The following is a 21,878-nucleotide window of genomic DNA, read 5'->3' as shown; positions in this document are numbered from 1 at the left end:
GAGCAATAAAAATGTTGAATATTTTAATCTTTAGCTTGTACTTAATTTTTATTTATTATATTGGTTATAAGGGGTATAAGCGCGTGAATACGGCAGAAGATTTAATCGTAGCCGGTTGGAGTATGCCTCTCTCAGTAGTTACGGGAAGTTTAATTGCGGCTTTATTAGCCGCTCCGTTCTTTTTTGCCGCTGTCGGCTCTGGTTATACGAGTGGTGGCTTTGAGGGATCAGCGACTATGGGTGGTTTAGGTACCTGTATGATTCTTGGTGCGCTTATATGGACAAAACCGCTTAGAAGATTAAAAGGATGGACATTAGCAGACTACTATGGCTTAAGATATGGTAGTAAAAAGTTAGGGGCTTATACAGGGATTGTAATGGCTATCGCCTTTGGGATCTTTAATGCAGCAGCTTTAACTGTTGGTGGAACGTATATTATCCAACAATTGCTGCAAATAGATTTTGTTCCAGCAGCATTATTATTTGTATCGTTAACAGCACTGTATTCAGTAATTGGCGGTTTATGGGCTGTAGCCTACACAGAAATCGTACAAGGTGCGCTAGCAGTAGCTGGTATTTTAGGAATTACCATTTTTGTGTTCATTTATTATCCTGATGTGACGTTTAATCCAGAGTGGTGGAATATAAGTGAATTGTTTAATAAGGCTGGAGCTGAATTTTGGACGTTATATCTTGTATTAGCGCTTGGTGACATCCCTGCTGTTGACTTAGGTCAAAGGGTGGCGGCCGCAAAAAGCCCGAAAGTAGCACAACGCAGTATGATTATCGCTGGTCTCGTTATTATAGCGATTAGTTGGATTCCAGGTATGTTAGGTGAAGCATTTAAGACAATTTATCCTAATAGCACAAATCCTGAAACGTTAATGCTAGCATTTGCACAAGGATACTTTCCTCCTCTTTTAGCTGCAATCTTTTTAACGGCAATGGCAGCGATGGGAATGTCGACTGTTGCCGCATGTTACGTTGCAACTTCTGGTATTATCACAAAGAATATTTATTTAGACTTTATTAATCGTAATCCTAATCCTAAAACTTTATTGAGATTTTCTAGACTTGTGATTTTAAGCAGTGCAGTATTAGGCTTAATATTGGCAGTTAGCTTTCAAAAAGTAATTGATTTAGCTTACTTAGCTTGGGACGTAATATTCGTGACGATTTTTTGGCCAATTGTCTTAGGTCCATTTTGGAAGCGGGTCAGTACGCCAGCTGTCTGGGCAAGTATATCGGTCGGGCTTATCTATTATATAATCACAACACTAACTTTTGTACCTAGTTTATCCATACAGTCTGAAGGCTTTATAGGTTTAATAAACGAATTATGGCAGGCACCTGTTTTCTCTGGAGTTGTCATTTCAGGTATAACGATTGTAATTGTCAGTTTGCTTGTGCCTCCTTCACAACATGTGCTTGATATGCATAAAATTGAAAAAGATAAAACATTAGATAATGTAGGTAGTAAGGATGAGCTAATGAAACAATAAGCTTGTTTTTATCTTAAAAAGACATGTTCAACAACACGAAACACTGCAATACGCAGTGTTTCGTGTTTTTTATTATCCAAAAATGAAGCATGAAAAGAGAGATAGCTGAATAAGATTTCTACTATAGAGATGTATTTTCCCTATCTATTAATTTGTTGAAAGTGGGATAATAATGAAAACAATCTTTCTAGTATTGTTAGGTACGATATATTTGTTTTTAGCAATGGCAATGAATGCTGAACTGATAAAAAAATTGTACTTTTTAATTGGCATAACCTTAGTCATCATTGGCGTAATACGTTATATTAAATGGAAATATCATACTTTTAGAATGATGGCAGAGCTTAAAAGTGCAAGTGAAGAAGAGTTAAAGAATATCCCTCATACCCATGCCACCATCGCAAATGATGCTTTACATGCATTATTACTGAATGAGCAAACCAAAACACTTATACTGGCAGTTAGAGAAGATTGGGAAGCTGCAGTAGCAAAGAAAGAAGTCTGTTTTAATGAAATTTATGAGGTAGCGATTGTAGAGGACGGTCATATTGTGGCAAGAACTAGTAATGGTTTGTTTAGTGACTCTTTACTAGAGGGGGAAAACCGTGTTTTAGTAGAAGAAGCGGAGATTGAGGAAGAAGCGTGTGAGGAACAAGAAGTGTCGCAATTAGCTTTAAAAATGGTGGTAGACAATCTAAGCGATCCAATTATAGAGTATACCTTTTTAGAACAAGAGGATGGCATTTCAATAGAAGATGATACGTATATCGAAGCAATGGCATTGTGTGAACAATGGTATCAAAAAGTCAGTATTATTATTAAGCACTATGAATTAGAGAGAGTACCTATCCGACATTGGCAATAACCTATACTAGATGTAATCTAGCCTAATAAAAAAGCTATCACGAAGACATTCGGATAGCTTTTTCCTTGTATTAAAGTGTGAATTTTTGTAGTTGTGTGTTTAGCTCTTCAGCCATTTCAGCTAATTGATTGGCACTCTTTGAAATTTCATCCATTGTTGCTGCCGTTTCTTCAACAGTGGCCGTTGTTTGCTCAACACCAGCAGCGGATTCTTGTGAAATAGAAGCCATTTCATCAATTGAACCATTAATCGCTTCGGAATGTTGGGAAATTTTTGTTAAGTTATTTGAAATCACATTAATATTGTTATTCATATCCTCTATCGCTTGGGAAATTTGATCGAAAGTATGATTTGTTTGATTTAATTGTGCTGTTCCTTTTCTTACTTCTTCATAACCAGATTGAAGGGAATTTGTTACATTGCCTGTTTCGCTTTGAATACGATGAACAATTGTTGAAATATCTGTCACAGAGAATTGTACTTGTTCTGCTAGCTTACGCACTTCATCGGCAACCACTGCAAAGCCTTTGCCATGCTCTCCTGCACGTGCGGCTTCAATGGCAGCATTTAAAGCAAGCAAATTCGTTTGGTTAGAAATTTCATCAATTACAGAAACCAACTTTGAGATTTCAGCAGACTGTTCGTTTAAACCTTCTACCTTTTTTACGGAATCTAACACAATGTCATTAATAGTTGCCATTTGTTGTGTAGATTGAACCATTAATGTTTTACCTGTGTTTGTTAATTCATGCACTTGCCCCGAATGCTCTTTCAACTCAATACCCTCTTGCGTTGTTTCGTGAATATGGCGTTGGAACGTTGTCATGGTTTCAGCTAAATCACTAGCTGTAGAGGCTTGTGTTTCTGTTCCAGTGGCAAGCTCTTGCATTGTATAAGAAATTTGTTCTGTACCTGTTTGAACTTCATTAGAAGATTGCGCTAATTCCTCACTGCTTGCAGCTACCGTTTCTGATACATTATGAATAGAGCTGATCGTATCTTTTAATTTTTCATTTAGGTCATTGGCAGAAAGCATTAAGTGACCAATTTCATCTTGATGGGTTACGGTGAATTTTTCATTGCGTAAATTTCCATCAGCTAATTCCCTCATACGATGGGAAACTATAGAAATAGGCTTAGAGATTCTACTTGCTGTAAAAATAGCGATAAGAATTCCTGCAAGGGATAAGATGATACTTGCAATAACCCCGATTGTTTTATTGCTTGAACTTGTTGATACGACATCATTGCCGACCTTCGTAATGGCTTCTGCGCGTTTATCAGCTACTTCTTCATAGCCAGCACGCACTTCAGTTACAAGATGATTGATAGCTGTTAAATTTTCTAATGCTAATTGTTTATCACCTTGCTTGTATACTTCAAATACTTCACTATTTACTCGGTTGCTCCATTCACGAGCCATTTCTACCAGCTTTTTTCTTTCTGGCGTATTTTCATACTTTTCAACGATAAGGTTATTATCTTCAGCAATTTTACGGTATTCATTAAACGTCTCTATGTATTTTTCATCACCAGATACAACATAACTTAAGGCTGCAGATAATCGGACACTCGTAGACATTGCTAGATTTTTACTTGCAGTTAACACCATTAAATCTTCTTCAACGAGGACTTTAGCCTGTTTCTCCATGTTTGTATTTGAAAAATAAGTATACGTAGTAAAACAAGCAAATAATACTAATAACATAATAAATGTACTTAATAAACGTGCTTTAATTGTTTTAAATTGAAATAAACGATTCATTTTTTCCATCCTTTAGCTTTTTCTTTAAAACTTATCCTACTCTATTTATTTTATTACTATTTCAAAAGAAAAGTAGAATTTTTTTGTTGAAAATACTAAAAAAGGTTTTTTGGCATAATTAAATTCATATTTTTCAAATATTCTTGTTTGTTTGCTAAAAACGTGTGTCTATTTACCTATTGTCATGGTGTTTTTAGAAAAAATAAATTTGACAATACTATACATTTTTTTAGAAGTTCTATAGGGGATATCAAAAAACTGCAAGAGGCTGAGACAAAACTAAAAAAATTTAAGGAACAGAGGAAGGGTGTTCATAAATTTTAGCTATATGGAGAACTTAGCTATTCTTGCTTTTGTAATAAATAAAAAAATTAGAAGTGCTCATTAGTTATTGATAGCGGAGGCGGTGGCTCCTGCTCAGAACTTACACAGCGTAAGACGCGGGCATTCTGCGCGTTAGTGAGGGTTGCGGCTTACTGTGCTGAGCGGAAAGCACAGCCGAAGCAAAAAAGTGTTAGATTGACTGCCATCAATCTAACACTTTTTCTCTTTTGTCCCAGCTTCTTGCCTTGTCTTATAGACGTATCTCCATCTGATTTCGCTGTGAATGGAGCATTTGAGTTCTTTACTGCTTATCTTTTTTTGCTTGACGCTCCCATTGCAGTAAAGATGGATATGGATCAAATGCCCATTCTGTTCGACCATTAAATTTGTAAATACCGTAATGAAGATGTGGAGGGAATTTTCCAGATGTGCCTTCTTTTCCATAACCTGAGCTGCCGACATAACCGAGTACTTGCCCTGGTTCTACAACATCTCCAACCTTTATTTCCTTATGATAGCTCCCGAGATGGGCATAATAGTGATAAGAATTATGATTATCGCGAATGCCAATTCGCCAACCTCCGAATTGATTCCAGCCTTTAACTTCGACTACACCATAGGAGGTGGACAGTACAGGTGTCCCGTAGCCTGCAAAAATGTCAGTTCCCTCGTGGATTCGCCTGCCTCCCCAACCTCTATTATCACCCCAAGTACCTCTATAGCTGTAATCGGAGCGTGTTGGAATCGGGAATGTATGGGCATCCAACTCAGTCGTTTTAAAATGTTTATACAAAGTTGAAATCGTGACAATTTGATTAACGGCTTCTTCACTTTTGTAGTATTCCCATAAAGCAAGTTTAAAGTCTTCATCTGTAGAACCAAATTGACTTATAAAACTAGCCATGGAGAAGATCACATCTACATCATCTGAAGGGCTTGCAATTCCATCACCGTTGCCATCAAGTCCCATTCCACCAAAATAACTGATTGTTTCAGGTATCGTATCTTCCTTGACAGGATTTAATGCACCGGACCAATACTCATCAGAAAATTGAATGGCGATGAAGCCATCTCGCTTCGGAATATCTTTACGAACGGATTGAAGATTTCGCTCATATTGATCGATAGCCGCTAAAAAATGCCATGGAATTAGTAATTCATCGAATTGTACGTAATAGGACATACGTTGTTGTAAAATTTCTTCATTACTCGGTCCTTCATTTGCCAGTGTAACCGTTGGAGAAAAATAACTCCACAGCAGCATACATGTCAGAAGAAAAATTAAATAACGATTCAAAATTGGACCTCCTTTCTACAGATAGAATAACCGAAATTTTATATTTCATAAGTCCACTTTAAATGCAGTAAATCCCTTTTATGTAGCGAGAAAAAAACTTGAACAATAAGAAGAAACTAATTCAATGAAAAAGTAATGGGTATCATAATGTATCTAACTTCATACTATGTTATAAATCAAGCCCTGAAAGAATGGAGGGAAGGCTATCAACATTTTAGATAAAGTGAAGAGCTATCGCGAAGAAGAAAATCGACTGAAGTGGGAAGGTACATTTGCAGATTATTTACGCATCATAAAGGAAAGACCTGAAGTTGCTCAAACAGCCCATTCTCGCGTCTACAATATGATTAAAAGCGCAGGTGTAGAGGAACGCGATGGGCAAAAGATGTATCAATTTTTCGGAAAAGAAATTTTTGGGCTTGAATCAGCAATTGAAAGACTGGTGGAGGAATATTTCCATCCAGCAGCAAGAAGATTAGATGTTAGAAAACGGATTTTATTATTAATGGGGCCTGTAAGTGGAGGGAAGTCAACGATCGTAACATTGTTAAAGCGAGGGCTCGAACAATTCTCGCGCACGGAAGAGGGAGCAGTTTATGCAATTAAGGGATGTCCAATGCATGAGGACCCGCTGCATTTAATTCCACATCATTTACGAAATGAATTTTTTGAAGAGTATGGAATACGAATTGAGGGCAGCTTATCGCCTTTAAATACGATGCGTCTTGAAAAAGAATACGATGGACGTATTGAAAATGTCATTATTGAGCGTATCACTTTTTCTGAAGACAAACGTGTGGGCATAGGAACTTTCACACCTTCTGACCCAAAATCTCAAGATATTGCAGATTTAACGGGGAGCATTGATTTCTCGACGATTGGCGTATTTGGCTCAGAGTCGGACCCTCGTGCTTATCGCTTTGATGGAGAGTTAAATAAGGCGAACCGAGGAATGATGGAATTCCAAGAAATGCTGAAATTAGACGAAAAGTTTTTATGGAATTTGTTGTCACTGACGCAAGAAGGGAATTTTAAGGCAGGAAGATTCGCTTTAATAAGTGCCGATGAATTAATTGTTGCTCATACAAACGAAACGGAATATCGTTCCTTTATTTCGAATAAAAAGAACGAAGCGTTACACTCGCGCATTATTGTTATGCCAATTCCATATAACCTAAAAGTGAGCGAGGAAGAACATATTTATGAAAAAATGATTAATGAAAGTGATATGGCTCATGTTCATATTGCGCCACATGCATTGAAGGCCGCAGCAATCTTTTCGGTCCTAACAAGGCTAGAAGTTCCGAAAAAACAAGGTGTGGATCTTATTAAAAAAATGCGCTTGTACGACGGAGAAAATGTGGAGGGATTTAATTCCGTTGACTTAGAGGAGCTGAAAAAAGAGTTTCCTAACGAAGGCATGAACGGTATTGATCCACGGTATATTATTAACCGTATTTCATCAGCAATCATTCGCAAAGAAATACCATCGATTAATGCATTGGATGTGTTACGCGCACTGAAAGATGGTCTTGATCAGCATGCTTCTATATCTCAAGAAGATCGAGAAAAATATATGAATTATATTGCTGTTGCAAGAAGAGAGTACGATGAAATTGCGAAAAATGAAGTGCAAAAAGCATTTGTCTACTCGTACGAAGAGTCTGCCAAAACATTAATGAATAATTACCTCGATAATGTAGAGGCGTTTTGTAATAAAAACAAAATATTTGATCGCCTAACTGGCGAAGAAATGAATCCAGATGAAAAGCTAATGCGTTCCATTGAAGAGCAAATTGGCATTTCTGAAAATGCGAAAAAAGCATTCCGTGAGGAAATATTAATTCGCATTTCAGCTTATGCAAGAAATGGCAAGCGCTTCGACTATAATTCTCATGAGAGATTACGAGAAGCAATCCAAAAGAAACTATTTGCTGATTTGAAAGATGTCGTGAAAATTACAACGTCTTCAAAAATGCCTGATGAGTCACAACTGAAGAAAATTAATGAAGTTGTAGCAAGGCTTGTGGATGAGCATGGCTATAACACAACTTCAGCGAATGAATTATTACAATATGTAGGTAGTTTGTTAAACCGCTAACTTAGTGTCAGTGACAATTATGCAGGGGCGTAATGAATCGTCGGTATAGGAGTGTCCCATTTTTAGGGCACTCCTTTTATTTCTCTAAAAAGTTCAAGAAAGCTGATTGCTAGCATAGGATAGAAAAAGCGAATTTGATAGATGGGTGAGGATAAAAATGACTGAAAACGAAAATAAGCGATTTGTCATCTCTCAGGAAAATTGGTCCCTCCATCGTAAAGGGCACCAAGACCAACAACGTCATATGGAAAAGGTTAAAGATGCGATTAAAAACAATTTACCCGATTTAGTAAGTGAGGAAAGTATTGTTATGTCAAATGGCCGAGAGGTTATTAAAATACCTATACGCTCCCTCGATGAATATAAAATTCGATATAACTATGATAATTCAAAGCATGTCGGTCAAGGACAAGGTGATAGTAGTGTGGGGGATGTTGTTGCACGTGACGGTAGCAAGAGCGATCAAGGCAATGGCAATGGAAAAGAAGCTGGTGACAAGCCTGGTCAAGATTATTATGAAGCAGAAGTCAGTATGGAAGAAGTGCAAAATGTGTTATTTAAAGAGCTAGAACTCCCTAATTTACAGCAAAAAGAAAAAGCAGATATTAAAACCGAAAAAATTGAATTCAATGATATAAGGAAAAAAGGGCTTATGGGCAATGTTGATAAGAAGCGTACCATTTTAAATGCGATCAAACGCAATGCCATGGAAGGGAATGCTCAAATTACGCCTATTCATAATGATGATTTACGCTTTAAAACATGGGATGAAGTGGAGAAGCCTGAATCGAAGGCAGTCGTGCTTGCAATGATGGATACAAGTGGCTCCATGGGCACTTTTGAAAAATATTGTGCAAGAAGCTTTTTCTTTTGGATGACAAGATTTTTACGCTCGAAATATGAAACAGTGGAAATAGAGTTTATTGCCCATCATACAGAGGCAAAAGTGGTGACAGAAGAAGAGTTTTTCACAAAGGGAGAAAGTGGTGGAACGATTTGTTCATCTGCGTATATAAAAGCATTAGAGTTAATACGCGATAAATATAACCCAAGTCGTTACAATATTTACCCTGTTCATTTTTCGGATGGCGAAAACATTTCGATGGATAATGAAAAATGTTTAAAACTCGTGAGTGAATTAATGGAAGTATCAAGTATGTTTGGCTATGGAGAAGTAAATCAGCATAACCGTTTCTCGACGCTAATGTATACGTATAAAAAAATTGATGATCCCAAATTTAGATATCATATTTTAAAGAAAAAAGGCGATGTCTATGATGCCTTAAAAAGCTTTTTCCAAAAAACTGAATTGCAAAATGAAAATTAAATTGGAAGGTGCTAAGCATTCATTTCCGAAAGGAGGAGGCTGAAAAATGGAGAAGGAGCTTCACCGTGCGATTGATGAAATAACAGAGATTGCAACAGGGTTTGGTTTAGATTTTTTCCCGATGCGTTATGAAATATGTCCTGCAGATATTATTTATACATTTGGCGCATATGGTATGCCTACTCGTTTTTCCCACTGGAGCTTTGGCAAGCAATTTCATAAGATGAAACTGCAATATGATTTAGGATTAAGTCAAATTTATGAGCTCGTTATTAACTCCAATCCGTGCTATGCATTTTTACTTGATACGAATTCACTTACACAAAATAAGCTAATTATTGCGCATGTATTAGCGCACTGTGATTTCTTTAAAAACAATGTGCGATTTTCTAATACAAGACGCGATATGGTCGAGAGTATGACAGCGACAGCAGAGCGTATTGCCAGTTATGAAAGAGAATATGGCAAGGAAGAGGTGGAACAGTTTTTAGATGCGATTTTAGCCATTCAAGAACATATCGACCCTTCCTTATTAAGACCAAAGCTGTCATCCGAAGATGATGAACAAGATGAAGAAGACGTGATTACTGCCAAATCACCGTACGATGATCTTTGGAATTTAGATACTAAAGAAAAAGAGCAGAGACCAGTACGTAGAAAAATTAAACAGTTTCCATTAAAACCGGAAAAAGATTTATTACTGTTTATTGAGGAGCATAGTCGGGAGCTTGAGGACTGGCAGCGAGATATTTTAACGATGATGCGTGAGGAAATGTTATATTTTTGGCCGCAATTAGAAACCAAAATAATGAATGAAGGATGGGCTTCTTATTGGCATCAACGAATTATGCGCGAACTTAATTTAACTACAGTGGAGACAATTGAATATGCCAAATTAAACGCAGGGGTTGTGCAACCATCAAAAACATCGATTAATCCATATTATTTAGGTTTGAAAATATTTGAGGATATTGAAAAACGCTATAATAACCCAAGTGAAGAAATGCGCAGATTAGGCGTTCTACCGAACACAGGGCGTGAAAAGATGTTTGAGGTGCGAGAAATTGAATCGGATATTTCCTTTATTCGCAACTATTTAACAAAGGATTTAGCAAAGCAAGAAGATTTGTATCTGTTTCAAAAAAAGGGCAATGAATATCGTATAACAGATAAGGATCATGAAATGGTGCGTGACCAGCTTGTCTCGATGCGCGTTAATGGAGGATTCCCATATATCGTTGTGAAAAATGGCGATTACCTGCGAAATGGTGAATTATATTTGGTACATGGTTATGAAGGAACGGAACTAGATCCACATTATTTAGAAAATGTCTTGCCATATATTTATCAATTGTGGGGGCGTCCTGTGCATTTAGAGACGTATGTTGAAGGAAAGCCAATGCTTTATTCGTATGATGGTACAAAAAATTATAAGCGTTCTGTTTAAAGCAAAGCTTCTATCAGGTAGGATGAAAGTACCTACAGATAGAAGTTTTACTTTTTTAGTTAGCAATGGCTTCGAACTTTTATTCATTGTGGTCGCTGTTAGATGGTTGTTCTTCAGGTACTGTATCTAGTAGCCCTTCTTCAACATCTTGAGACTGACTAGCGTGCGAATGGATATCGCTATCAATAACTAAACTATCCCGAACTTTAATACCTTGTTGTCCACCCGCCTCATCGTTATCATCTCCAGCAATTCCACTTCTGCCATTGCCATCCGCAAACTGAGAATTTAGATTTCTAGTTTGACTGTGATTTAGAGCGTTTTGCCCACCTTGGTTGGCATTTGTTCCAACATCTTTATTAATTTGACCGCCACCTTCAGCCCTTTGCTCAAAATGGTTTTCGGTATTGCCAATATTAAATGTAATATTTATTGTTACGTTATTTTTCGCTTGTTTATTAGAGCTTTCTCTTTCAGGATCCTCCGAGTGATTTGAATGTTTTGGAGAATTATAAAAACCTGTCATAGTTTCCACTCCTTTCTTTTCAGTATTATTATTAAAGTATTAAATTATTAAAAGTTTACTTGTACGTGTAGCCTTATATCGACAGAGAATATGAAGAAAATTATTTGTTGCTATGTGTGAAAGTAGTAAAAAGTCATGATACAAACATTCCATTTAGGGTATCCATCATGAATTTCTGCGCGCCATCGTGAAAATTTGTTAAAATGAATAAGATTATATGAATATCTATGGAACTGGAACGGTGAATAAACGTTGAAAACATTTAAAAAGGTTTATATAGAAATAACAAGTGTTTGTAATTTAGCTTGTAGTTTCTGCCCGCCAACTGAGCGTGCAAAGGGACTTATTAAGGTAGAACAATTTAATAAAATATTGGATGAAATACGCCCACATACGAAATACATTTATTTGCATGTAAAGGGTGAACCACTTTTACATCCACGTATTCATCAGCTTTTGGATGCGGCTCATGAAAAAGGCTTTAAGGTCAATATTACAACGAATGGTACGCTGATTAAAAAAAATCGCGAAAAGCTACTAGGAAAGCCTGCATTACGTCAAATCAATTTTTCATTACACAGCTTTGATGGGCATGAGGGGTCTGAAAATCGTGAAAAATATTTAGGGGATATTTTAGAATTTGTGCGTGAAGCAAGCAAATTTAATACGATTATTTCGTATCGTTTGTGGAATTTACAACAGGATCATATTTCAGATTTAGCCGCAAGAAGAAACCGTGAGACGCTTGAAATTATAGAAAATGAATATAATCTCGATTTTCGAATCGAAGAAAAAGTGCAGCCTGGTAAGGGTGTAAAAATTGCGAACAATATTTATTTAAATCAAGACCATGAATTTAGATGGCCAAGTCTACTTGCTCCAGAGGATGAAGGGAAAGGCTTTTGCCATGCGTTACGTAGCCAAGCAGCTATTCTTGTAGATGGCACAGTTGTACCTTGCTGCCTTGATGGAGAGGGTGTTATTAACTTAGGCAATGTTCATGAGCAATCCTTTAGTGAAATTGTAGAAGGTGAGCGTGCCAATAATATAGTAGAAGGCTTTTCAAGACGAGAAGCGGTCGAAGAGCTATGTAGAAAATGTGGCTATCGACAGAAGTTTGGGATGGAAGGAGAATAGGGGAGGGATTAGAGTACTGTGACCGTTGCTGTTCGCTACTGACGGTAGTTTTCCGCGGGCACGACGTGAGCTGTTGCTGTCCGTTGCATGCGCTCCAATCCACTAATCACGCTTCACAGAAAATTGTGTGAGTGACTGGTGCAGCGCAAAAATCCACTTCGCTTTCCGCGGGCACGACGTAAGCCGCAACCCTCGCTAACGCACGGTTTGTTGCGTTTTACGTTCTGTGCGTTCCCGAAAGGAGTCTACGTGGATTTTTACTTAGTAAAATTGTGTGAGTGACTGGCACCCACATATGCTAGCAGATGCAAACTTTGCGATTGTAGTGAAGGGTTGCTCGACTCCTGCGGGATAAGCGTGAGACTTAAGACCCCGCACGTAGCGAAGCGGAGGAGGAGGCTTAAGCCACGCCCGCGGAAAGCGAGCAACCCGTAGCGGAAATCAATCAACACTTTAAATCTTGCAAGGCAACCCGCGTTTACAGTCAAACAGCTCTAATGTTATTCAACATTAGAGCTGTTTTTCTTTGTTTGCGCATCAATGGTATTTAGAAAATCTCTTGTGATGCGTACTACATATTTTACTTCGTCTAAATTGCGCTCTCTTAATAATGAGCGATGAATGTCAAGCATAAGATTTTTCTCTTCAATATCAGTAACACCCGATAATCGTTGGAAATTAAAGAGTTCTTCAGGTGCAATATCTAACGCCTTCATAAGCATTTCCAATGTACTTAACGTAATATTAGATTGCCCATGCTCAATATTTGAAATGCGACCTTTACTAAAACCTAACTTCCCCGTTCTCTCTGCAACTTCTTCTTGACTAAGCCCTTTGGAAACTCTAATGATACGGAGTTGTTCACCTACTAGCTTTAAAAAGTCTGACATATCATTCACCTCTATGTAAAAAGCTAGTGAAAAACAAAGAAAATGCATATACCATTAAAGTTATACAATGTAGATAATATTACATTAAAATGGTACAATAATCACTATATGAATGCTAATTGAGGAAATATCTATCATTTTATTCACTGAAATCAGGCGTTAACAATTATTTATGTGAGGATGGCATATTGTGAAGAATGGAGGATCTAAACGTGTTGAAGCGTTATAGACTAGATGAAATAGCTCTTATTGTTGCTAGAACAACACCTTATATTCCAAATTTCTCAAAAGTAAATCAACCGCTTATTACCGCAGAAAAGTTAAAATGGTTGTCTCTTGGCGAAGATATTCGTCCACTATCTCAATTGGATAGTGCGATAAATCAATGGAAATGGGCGAAGGTTCCCGCAAAAACAATTGTATTTGAAAAAAATAGCCTAGATGGTGCTAACAAACATATATTTCAATGTGAAAATGTAGCGTATATAGCACATGACGTTGTCGCGATTATTCCAAATGAGTCCATTATTTTAAGCGATTATTTATACTATTTTTTTAGTTGGTATCAACCAAATACAGACTGGAGACAGTTGCATCATATTCTAATAGATATACCTTCACTTGAAATGCAAACGAACATTGTCAAACTATTAAAAACAAGTCAACAACTATTGAAAAATAAAAAATCTTTACTAACGGCTGTAGAGGAGTTACCACTGCATATTCGTAATATTGCGCAGCAAACAGAACAACATACTAGACAGTTAAATGACGGCTTTGACCAACTACAAATGTATTATAATTACACACTGCATAAAATTTTTACTGGAGAGCTATTTCGGTTGAACAATACATCCTAATAGGCAAATAAAATAGAAAGTCGGTGTAATCACTAAAGAAGTGAAGCTTACACCGACTTTTAAATAGTTAAATTTCAATAATAATAGGTAAAATCATTGGTTTACGTTTCGTCTGTGAAAAAAGATACTGGCCGACAGCCTTTTTTATTTCCCGTTTTAAAACAAACAGTTGCTGCTTGCTTTCCTCTTGTAGTTCACCAATGGTTGCTTTTACAAGAACATTTACTTTAAGAAGAAGATCCTCTGATTCTTTAGCATAAACAAATCCCCGTGAAATGGTATCAGGTTCTAAAATAATCGACCCATCTGCCTTACTAAGCGTTAACACGATAACGAGCATTCCATCCTCTGATAGTTGTTTACGGTCACGTAATACGATGCCTTCAACTTCTCCAATGCCAATACCATCTACATACGTATCGCCAGATGGAATTTTTCGCGTTTGCCTCGCTTTAGCATTTTCAATATCGACAACGTCTCCGTTTTTAATAATAAAGGTATGTCCTCTTTTAACACCAACAGATTCTGCTAACAAACGGTGTTGGTGTAACATGCGAAATTCACCATGAATCGGAATAAAAAACTTCGGTTTCATTAGTGTCAGCATTAGTTTTAAATCTTCTTGATAACCATGTCCAGAAACATGCATGCCAGTGTTACTGGATGAACCATAAATCACCTTAGCCCCAAGCTGAAATAAATTATCGACAATTCGAGAAACACCTTTTTCATTTCCTGGTATTGGAGAGGCGGCTAAAATAACGGTATCATCTGGTAAAATCTTCACTTCTCGATGGTTGCCACTAGCTAAGCGGGCAAGAGCTGCTAATGGTTCCCCTTGACTACCTGTACATAAAACAACGACATCTTCTGGTGGGAGGTACTTTACTTCACGGGCATCTATTAACAAATCTTCCGGTATTGTTAAATATCCTCGCTCTAAAGCGACATCTACAACATTTACCATGCTGCGACCTAATAGTGCTAGTTTACGATTCGTTACGATTGTGGCATCTACAATTTGCTGAATACGATTCACATTGGAAGCAAAGGTAGAAATAATAACTTTGCGTTCAGCATGTAGAAAGGCTTCTTCAATATGATGACCTACCAGTTTTTCTGACGGTGTTAAGCCCGGTCGTTCAGCGTTGGTACTTTCAGAAATTAATACTAATACACCTTGTGTACCAACCTCAGCCATCTTATGAATATCAGCAAATTGATTATTTACAGGTGTTAAATCAAACTTGAAATCGCCCGTGTGTACAACATTTCCTTCGGGTGTTTGAAAAACGATTCCTAGACAGTCAGGTATACTATGATTTGTTCTGAAAAAACTAACGTCAATTTGACCGAAATGTAAAGCTGAATCAGAGCCAATCTCAATTAATTCTGTCTCTCTTAAAAGTTTATGTTCCTTTAGTTTTAGTTCGATTAAGCCTAATGTAAAACGAGTACCATAAATAGGAACATTTATTTTTTTTAAGAGGTATGGAATGCCACCTATATGATCTTCGTGTCCATGAGTAACAATCAATCCTTTTATTTTTTCTTTATGCTCCTGTAAATAAGTGATATCTGGAATGATTAGATCAATACCAAGTAGGCTTTCATCCGGAAACTTCGCACCGCAATCGACAATTAACAAATCGTCAGCGTATTGTATAACATACATATTTTTACCGATTTCATTGATGCCACCAAGAGCAAAAATAGATAATGCATTTTTTGTTACAGTCAATGTTATTACCTCCGTATAAATGTATTACGATAATTTTTAGTATTGCTTAAGTCTCCAATCTTATACTTTTGAAGGTATTCAAACTTGTCAGTAAAAGCTGACAGAGGATGACGAATTCAAGATTGGATATGATAAGTGCATGAATGAAGGAGTTGTTTATAATGAAAGAATTTAAAATAACCTATTTCTTTGATGAGCTGCATTATGTAAGACGATTTATCCATATAGAGTCACAGGAAAAAGCGCAACAATTGGTTGAAAGTGAGCGCGATCAATATATTACCTTTACGGATAGCAGAGGGATTTATCATGAATTGCATACAAGGGATGTTCGGGTCATTCAAATTTCCGAATATCATCGTGTAGATAAAACAGTCACAATGTAGAACACATAATCATTAGATGTTTACACAGATATGGTTGATTCAGATATAATCAGCATTTTTGACTTGCATGAAGATATGCAAACGGTGAAGAGCTCAATAAAAAGGTGAAAAGGGAGATGAGCTGAGTGAAATGCAGCCTGTTGAATTATAGAAAGAGGGAAGCGCTTGAGCCTTTATAATGTATAAAAAGCAAAGTGATGTGAGTTTATCCTATATGTTTGAATAACTTGTATTAGCTATTATTTAACCTATAGCAACTGGACTTTTTAAAGTCCAGTTTATGTATTGGACCAAATCCTCCTTCTTACTTCTCCAATGGTAATGACAATCCAAATTTTCTTATACCAATCCACGTTTTTTAATTACTTTTGCGGCTACATTCCACGAATAAAGCAAATTTATTTTTATTTTTTTCACATGTAAATGCTCAATCTTAAATATGTTTTCACATTTTATCAAAAAAAAAATTCAAATTAAAAAATATGATTTTTATATCAATAGATTTTAATCTTAAAAAAATAGTTATAAGTAATTGTATTTAAAAAGTGTAATTGTAAATTAATATAAACCTTTTTTTGTAATATTTAATATAAAAAATCTGTTTAACTTTTATTTAATTGTCTCAAAAAAAAAATAAAAATAAAAAAAGAAGGTCTTACGTGATCTGAAAATTTTATTATATTCTTTCTATCAGAAATACAATGAAAATAAGGAAAGGATACATGTAGAGATGAAAAGAAAGAAAAAAAGATATAAAACACCAGCAATTTTTGCAGCAGCAGCAGTAGTAGTAACACCAGCAATAGTAGCTCCAATTGCCACTGAAGCCTCTCCTAAATCCATTGACATTAAAATGTTGGTAGACGGTGAAGAAGTAACTAATCATCAATGGAAGAACAGAACTTATCGTTTAGTTCATGAACCAAGCGGTGCATTTTATACAAGAGTACTAGCGACTGATGAGATGACAGTAGGAGTAACGGGGACATATATCATCTATGATTTAACAGATTTACCAGATGCCGAACGTCAAAGAGCAGATGCTCATAAAAAATTACAACCAGTCGGGAAATTTGATGTGCTTAAGGAGGGTGCTGTTACTCCTATTGAGTTGAATTACCATACGGTAAAAATTTATGGAGATTCGGAGAAGACTAAGCTGTTAATTACATTCTTGGTTCTTTCAGAAAACAGTGTTGAAGAGAAGCTGAAAGCTCTAAGTAAGAACAATAAATTTGTCGAGTGGGTAGTAAATAGATATGGAGAAACATTTGATATTACTAAACTGCTGGCAGCTCTTGAAGCAAGTAATATTGGCGAAAACGAAGTCTTTTTTATTAAAGATGAACCAGCAACACCGATAGCACGAGAAGTAACAACAACACCAAAAGTAACAACAGCACCAGAAGTAACAACAGTACCAGAAGTAACAACAACACCAAAAGTAACAACAGCACCAGAAGTAACAACAGTACCAGAAGTAACAACAGTACCAGAAGTAACAACAGCACCAAAAGTAACGACAACACAAGAAGTAACAACAACACCAAAAGTAACAACAGCACCAGAAGTAACAACAACACCAAAAGTAACAACAGCACCAGAAGTGACAACAGCACCAGAAGTAACAACAACACCAGAAGTGACAACAGCACCAGAAGTAACAACAGTACCAGAAGTAACAACAGTACCAGAAGTAACAACAGCACCAGAAGTAACAACAACACCAAAAGTAACAACAGCACCAGAAGTAACAACAACACCAGAAGTAACAACAACACCAAAAGTAACAACAGCACCAGAAGTAACAACAACACCAGAAGTAACAGAGGATGACTTAGAACTAGTAGATGTGTTACTAGGAGATTTATCGGAGGAGGAAGCAGAACTAGTTGTTGATTTGCTAGAGGCAGAAGCTGCGTTAGAGGATGCGTTACTAGGAGATTTATCGGAGGAGGAAGCAGAACTAGTTGCTGATTTGCTAGAGGCAGAAGCTGCGTTAGAGGATGCGTTACTAGGAGATTTATCGGAGGAGGAAGCAGAACTAGTTGTTGATTTGCTAGAGGAAGAGGCAGAAGCAGAACTAGCAGATGCGTTACTAGGAGATTTATCGGAGGAGGACGCAAAAGAGATTGTGTTAGATATTGAGTGGGAACTATTATTAGAGGATGAGGATTAAGATTAATTAGGCAGTACATGCAACAAAAATTCATCTTCAGAAAATTACAATAAAATTACTTTAATATTGCAATAAACTACTATCTATACCCTCGATATAAAGGCAAAGTCGCTAATGGCTTTGTCTTTATATTTTTTAAGAAACTTTTAGTATCGGAGTGTTTTAATTTTAAATTTTAGTTTATTGATAAAATAAAAAAGGAGCTGATGGACTATGGAAAGGTTTTTAGATCGACCAGAAAAAATACTGATTTATCTTTATTGTAAAAGTGGAAAAGCAAAGATTGATGAATTGGCAGAACATTTACAAGTTGGACGATCAACTATAGAAAAAGAACTCCATTTTTTAATGGAGGTATTAAGTAACACAAATTTTTTTATAAAATCTGGGGAAGCCCATTTAGATATAATTTCTCCTTCACTAATAGAAGATGCGTTGAAAATTCTTTATAAAGACAATGTGTTTTTTAAAATAATCATGTTACTTTTTGAAAAAAATATATACTCCGTCAATGAACTAACAACTATTCTAAATATGAGCAAATCCACAGTATACCGTAAATTTAAAGTAATTAAAGAATGGCTTCAAGAATATAAATTGACATTAGTTACTACCCCTGTGCTAACGATTCAAGGTGATGAGAAAAATATTAGAAATTTGATGCAACAATTTTATGATTTTTATCTATCTCGTTCTTTATCAGAAATAAGATTTTTTGACAAGGAACTCTTTGTGAAGAAAATTGATGAAATTTGTGTTGAGAATAATTTCAACTTGACACCACAAGGTCTACGGAAATTGTCAATTTCCATGGAGATTATGCATATTAGGAATCGACTTTCAAAGTATATACAATATAAAAATTTCCCTACTGAAGAAAACTCTCTTTATATAAATATAACGAAAAAGCTACAATCTTTTTTTCCAAATTATATGAACAAAAACATTAAACAATATGAGATTATTTATTATGCAACGAATTTATATAATTATTTAATACGCAAAAGAAAGGCAACAATAGATGAAATATATTCTGTAAAAGATACTAATTTGCGTTATAGTATGATTTTTGATTTTTTAGATAATATATCTGAAAATTTTTATTTTAATTTCTCTTCGGACATAAGACTCGTTGAAGGGTTAAGTAGATATACTGAACTCTACTATATTGATTTACGTTTAGGAACTAATAATAGATTAAATGGGTTAAGCGGTTACATAAATATTTGTAAAGATCATCCTTTTTATGCTCTTGTAAAAGAAGCAGCATTAAAGTTTTTTAAGCAGTATAATTTTCTTCCTGAAATAAAAGAAATTGATATATTTGCGCTTTACTATTTTCTTTCAATAAGCCAACTTAGAATAAAAAAGATACAATCTGTATCGATAGCGATTATTACTGAATCTGAAATTGAACAAGAAAGTATTTCAGAATACCTAACATTTAAATACGGAACAAATATACAAACATATTCTTTGAACCTTTACGCTTTCAAAAAGAATATATTTTATCAAGAGTATGATTTGTTAATAAATATGGAAAACAACAATAGTCTTTTCGAAGGTGTTGAAAGCTTAACCATTTCCCCTATATTAAGTAACGCTGATAAGACCAAACTTGATTATAAAATAAATGAACTTTTAAATAAAAAAATGACTAAATATACTGAACTTATAGTTTTTTAGCGTAATCGCAATATGCTTATGTATATTTAGATTCCCCTTCAACATCTTAGTATAGATGTGAAAAATAATGATCCCCTAATTTTTGATTAATATTTACAGTAGTAGTTGCACGTCTAAATTTTTTTATAACTACTTAGTTGTTATCCAGTGATTTGTTCTATTTTATACGTTTCTTTATTATCTAAATTCACCGGTCATCCAAATTTACGAATATCATCGTGTAGATAAAACAGTCACAATATAAAACGCATAATCTTTGCATGTTTACACACATTAATGGAAAAGGAGTGAGCAAACATGGACAAAGAAAATGTGCCACATGAGAAGAGAAAGTTTATGAATTTATCAAGTAAGGACAAGCCAGATATGGTTGATTCGGATACAATTAGCATTTTTGACTTGCATGAAGATATGCAAACGGTTGATATTATCCCAATTGAAGAACTGAATAAAAGAGTGAAGAGAGAGGGAGACGAACTGATTGAAATGCAGCCTGATGAATTATAGAAAGGATGGGTTTCCTTGCATAATATAAATGAAGAACAGCTTACGGTGTCCAGTACAAATATTAGTGAAGTAAAACGTAAAAATGCACAAGCGGGTTTATCTTATAATGAAGTAAAAGAGGTTTTAGCAAAGAACGGTGGGTTTGGTACTGCCCTATATAGTGATACAAACAGTGAAGAAGTGAAGGCGGAAATAAATCAATCTATGCGCAAGTAATGATAATAAAGGGAGTGCGAACAGAAATGTATGTCGTACTCCCTTTCTTGTACAGTACAATGATTATGGAAAGGAGTGTGTTGGAAGTGCAATATGAAGAAAAGCGTTGCCCAATATGTCGGAAAGAAAATCATTGTGGCGTAGTAGAAGGTCAAAAGACATGCTGGTGTATGACGGAAAAATTTCCGGAAGGTATTATAAAGGCAATCTCTAAGGAACCTAAAAAGTGCATTTGTCAAAATTGTTTACATACATATAAAGAGATATAGATAATCGTTGGCATTATTACCGATTTTGGTGGTACAAATGTCTATCACACAACAACCTATTTGGCATACATTACTCTGAAAGGAGTGTGTCTAATGACCAAACCAATTCCACTTAGTAATGTAACACAGGCATATTTAGAGGAAAACAAAAGAATAATCAACAAGATGATGCAAGGGATGACGTATGTCACGATAACATGTAGCATATCCGAAAATTTCATCAAACAAATTATTCCACATCAAGTAGCCGCTATTAAAATGTCCGAAAATGTTTTGCAATATACAACGAATATCCCCGTTCAAAATTTCGCATTAGAAGTGATCAAAACGCATACTGAAATAGTAGATAGTTTAGAAGCAATACAAAACAGATGCTGTATTGTCCAAAATTCAGAATATGAATTATATGAATATATGTGTACATTTAAAGATATTGCTGAAACAATGTTCCAAGCATTATGCTCACCACCAACTTCTAATAGCATCAATGTAAATTATCTACAAGATATGATTGTTCACCATCAAGCAGGTGTACGACTCGCCCAAAATGTTTTAAGATTCTGCATATGCCAAGAGTTAATACCAATACTTCAATGCATGATTCAAACACTATGTTGTCAAATTGATGAAATGCAAAAATTACTTGATGGGCTACAAGATTGTTAAAAATTAAAACGCTAAAATTGTTCGCAATTTTAGCGTTTTAAAATATTATGAATTTCTAAAATAAACTAGAAAAGAAATTTTTCACAGTATTGGCAATTGGCTTCGATATAATCAATAGCTTTAGTTATAGCCGCTATTCCACTAGTGAAAACTTCCATTACTAGTCAACTGCAAATAGATTCCTTTT

Annotated in this window: 19 protein-coding genes; 14 read left to right on the top strand and 5 right to left on the bottom strand. The window is 35.6% G+C overall.

What is annotated here, in order from left to right; genetic code table 11:
* Positions 1-11: 11 nt before the first annotated feature.
* Both MKY08_RS19310 and MKY08_RS19305 read left to right on the top strand, forming a co-directional pair.
* Complete coding sequence (locus tag MKY08_RS19310) at positions 12-1,502, top strand: sodium:solute symporter family protein (RefSeq protein ID WP_069509669.1); 1,491 nt, start codon at positions 12-14, stop codon at positions 1,500-1,502.
* Positions 1,503-1,674: 172 nt separating this feature from the next.
* A complete protein-coding gene (locus MKY08_RS19305; protein WP_069509671.1) occupies positions 1,675-2,367 on the top strand; it encodes a hypothetical protein in 693 nt (230 codons plus the stop codon).
* 70 nt (positions 2,368-2,437) lie between these two features.
* Here the strand turns inward: MKY08_RS19305 and MKY08_RS19300 are convergent, their stop codons facing one another.
* Both MKY08_RS19300 and MKY08_RS19295 read right to left on the bottom strand, forming a co-directional pair.
* Positions 2,438-4,132 (bottom strand): methyl-accepting chemotaxis protein, encoded by a 1,695-nt coding sequence (locus MKY08_RS19300; RefSeq protein ID WP_069509674.1) that lies wholly within the window; start codon positions 4,130-4,132, stop codon positions 2,438-2,440.
* Positions 4,133-4,757: 625 nt separating this feature from the next.
* Entirely contained in the window at positions 4,758-5,753 is a 996-nt protein-coding gene (locus tag MKY08_RS19295; protein WP_069509677.1) for a M23 family metallopeptidase, read from the bottom strand.
* Positions 5,754-5,958: 205 nt separating this feature from the next.
* Between MKY08_RS19295 and MKY08_RS19290 the strand changes: the two genes are divergently transcribed.
* The 3 genes from MKY08_RS19290 (at position 5,959) to MKY08_RS19280 (ending at position 10,628) form a co-directional block, all read left to right on the top strand.
* Positions 5,959-7,854 (top strand): PrkA family serine protein kinase, encoded by a 1,896-nt coding sequence (locus tag MKY08_RS19290; RefSeq protein ID WP_069509680.1) that lies wholly within the window; start codon positions 5,959-5,961, stop codon positions 7,852-7,854.
* Between the two features lie 157 nt (positions 7,855-8,011).
* Positions 8,012-9,181 carry a sporulation protein YhbH gene (gene yhbH / locus MKY08_RS19285; protein ID WP_069509683.1) on the top strand — a complete coding sequence of 390 codons (1,170 nt, stop codon included), beginning with the start codon at positions 8,012-8,014 and terminating at the stop codon, positions 9,179-9,181.
* A gap of 46 nt (positions 9,182-9,227) precedes the next feature.
* Positions 9,228-10,628 carry a SpoVR family protein gene (locus MKY08_RS19280; protein WP_069509686.1) on the top strand — a complete coding sequence of 467 codons (1,401 nt, stop codon included), beginning with the start codon at positions 9,228-9,230 and terminating at the stop codon, positions 10,626-10,628.
* A 79-nt stretch (positions 10,629-10,707) separates the two neighbouring features.
* Here the strand turns inward: MKY08_RS19280 and MKY08_RS19275 are convergent, their stop codons facing one another.
* Complete coding sequence (locus MKY08_RS19275) at positions 10,708-11,154, bottom strand: hypothetical protein (protein WP_069509689.1); 447 nt, start codon at positions 11,152-11,154, stop codon at positions 10,708-10,710.
* A 252-nt stretch (positions 11,155-11,406) separates the two neighbouring features.
* Here MKY08_RS19275 and MKY08_RS19270 point away from each other — a divergent pair, with 252 nt between their 5' ends.
* Entirely contained in the window at positions 11,407-12,291 is an 885-nt protein-coding gene (locus MKY08_RS19270) for a radical SAM/SPASM domain-containing protein (protein ID WP_069509692.1), read from the top strand.
* Positions 12,292-12,791: 500 nt separating this feature from the next.
* Here the strand turns inward: MKY08_RS19270 and MKY08_RS19265 are convergent, their stop codons facing one another.
* Positions 12,792-13,181 carry a helix-turn-helix transcriptional regulator gene (locus MKY08_RS19265; RefSeq protein ID WP_024364503.1) on the bottom strand — a complete coding sequence of 130 codons (390 nt, stop codon included), beginning with the start codon at positions 13,179-13,181 and terminating at the stop codon, positions 12,792-12,794.
* 212 nt (positions 13,182-13,393) lie between these two features.
* Here MKY08_RS19265 and MKY08_RS19260 point away from each other — a divergent pair, with 212 nt between their 5' ends.
* Entirely contained in the window at positions 13,394-14,041 is a 648-nt protein-coding gene (locus MKY08_RS19260; RefSeq protein ID WP_176723140.1) for a restriction endonuclease subunit S, read from the top strand.
* Between the two features lie 67 nt (positions 14,042-14,108).
* Here MKY08_RS19260 and MKY08_RS19255 read toward each other — a convergent pair whose 3' ends face one another.
* The gene (locus tag MKY08_RS19255) at positions 14,109-15,782 is read right to left on the bottom strand and encodes a ribonuclease J (RefSeq protein ID WP_069509698.1); all 1,674 of its coding nucleotides are present in this window, start codon (positions 15,780-15,782) and stop codon (positions 14,109-14,111) included.
* 161 nt (positions 15,783-15,943) lie between these two features.
* On the opposite strand from MKY08_RS19255, the gene MKY08_RS19250 reads away from it, so the two are divergent.
* The 7 genes from MKY08_RS19250 to MKY08_RS19220 all read left to right on the top strand — a co-directional run bounded on the left by MKY08_RS19250 (position 15,944) and on the right by MKY08_RS19220 (position 21,691).
* Positions 15,944-16,168 (top strand): hypothetical protein, encoded by a 225-nt coding sequence (locus MKY08_RS19250; protein WP_069509701.1) that lies wholly within the window; start codon positions 15,944-15,946, stop codon positions 16,166-16,168.
* A gap of 730 nt (positions 16,169-16,898) precedes the next feature.
* On the top strand, positions 16,899-18,347 hold the full coding sequence (locus MKY08_RS19245; RefSeq protein WP_342534137.1) for a hypothetical protein: 1,449 nt from the start codon (positions 16,899-16,901) through the stop codon (positions 18,345-18,347).
* 213 nt (positions 18,348-18,560) lie between these two features.
* On the top strand, positions 18,561-20,033 hold the full coding sequence (locus MKY08_RS19240; RefSeq protein WP_069509553.1) for a helix-turn-helix domain-containing protein: 1,473 nt from the start codon (positions 18,561-18,563) through the stop codon (positions 20,031-20,033).
* Positions 20,034-20,330: 297 nt separating this feature from the next.
* Positions 20,331-20,540 (top strand): hypothetical protein, encoded by a 210-nt coding sequence (locus MKY08_RS19235; protein WP_069509549.1) that lies wholly within the window; start codon positions 20,331-20,333, stop codon positions 20,538-20,540.
* A 15-nt stretch (positions 20,541-20,555) separates the two neighbouring features.
* Complete coding sequence (locus MKY08_RS19230) at positions 20,556-20,756, top strand: gamma-type small acid-soluble spore protein (RefSeq protein WP_069509548.1); 201 nt, start codon at positions 20,556-20,558, stop codon at positions 20,754-20,756.
* Positions 20,756-21,025 carry a cysteine-rich CWC family protein gene (locus MKY08_RS19225; protein WP_342534136.1) on the top strand — a complete coding sequence of 90 codons (270 nt, stop codon included), beginning with the start codon at positions 20,756-20,758 and terminating at the stop codon, positions 21,023-21,025. Before MKY08_RS19230 ends, MKY08_RS19225 begins: the two co-directional genes overlap by 1 nt.
* Before the next feature lie 93 nt (positions 21,026-21,118).
* On the top strand, positions 21,119-21,691 hold the full coding sequence (locus MKY08_RS19220) for a DUF305 domain-containing protein (protein WP_069509546.1): 573 nt from the start codon (positions 21,119-21,121) through the stop codon (positions 21,689-21,691).
* Positions 21,692-21,878: the final 187 nt, after the last annotated feature.

Origin of the sequence: Lysinibacillus sp. FSL M8-0337, assembly GCF_038593855.1 — a bacterium.
In the GTDB taxonomy this organism is placed as follows: domain Bacteria; phylum Bacillota; class Bacilli; order Bacillales_A; family Planococcaceae; genus Lysinibacillus; species Lysinibacillus sphaericus_D.
This window is presented reverse-complemented; position numbering and strand designations above follow the sequence as displayed.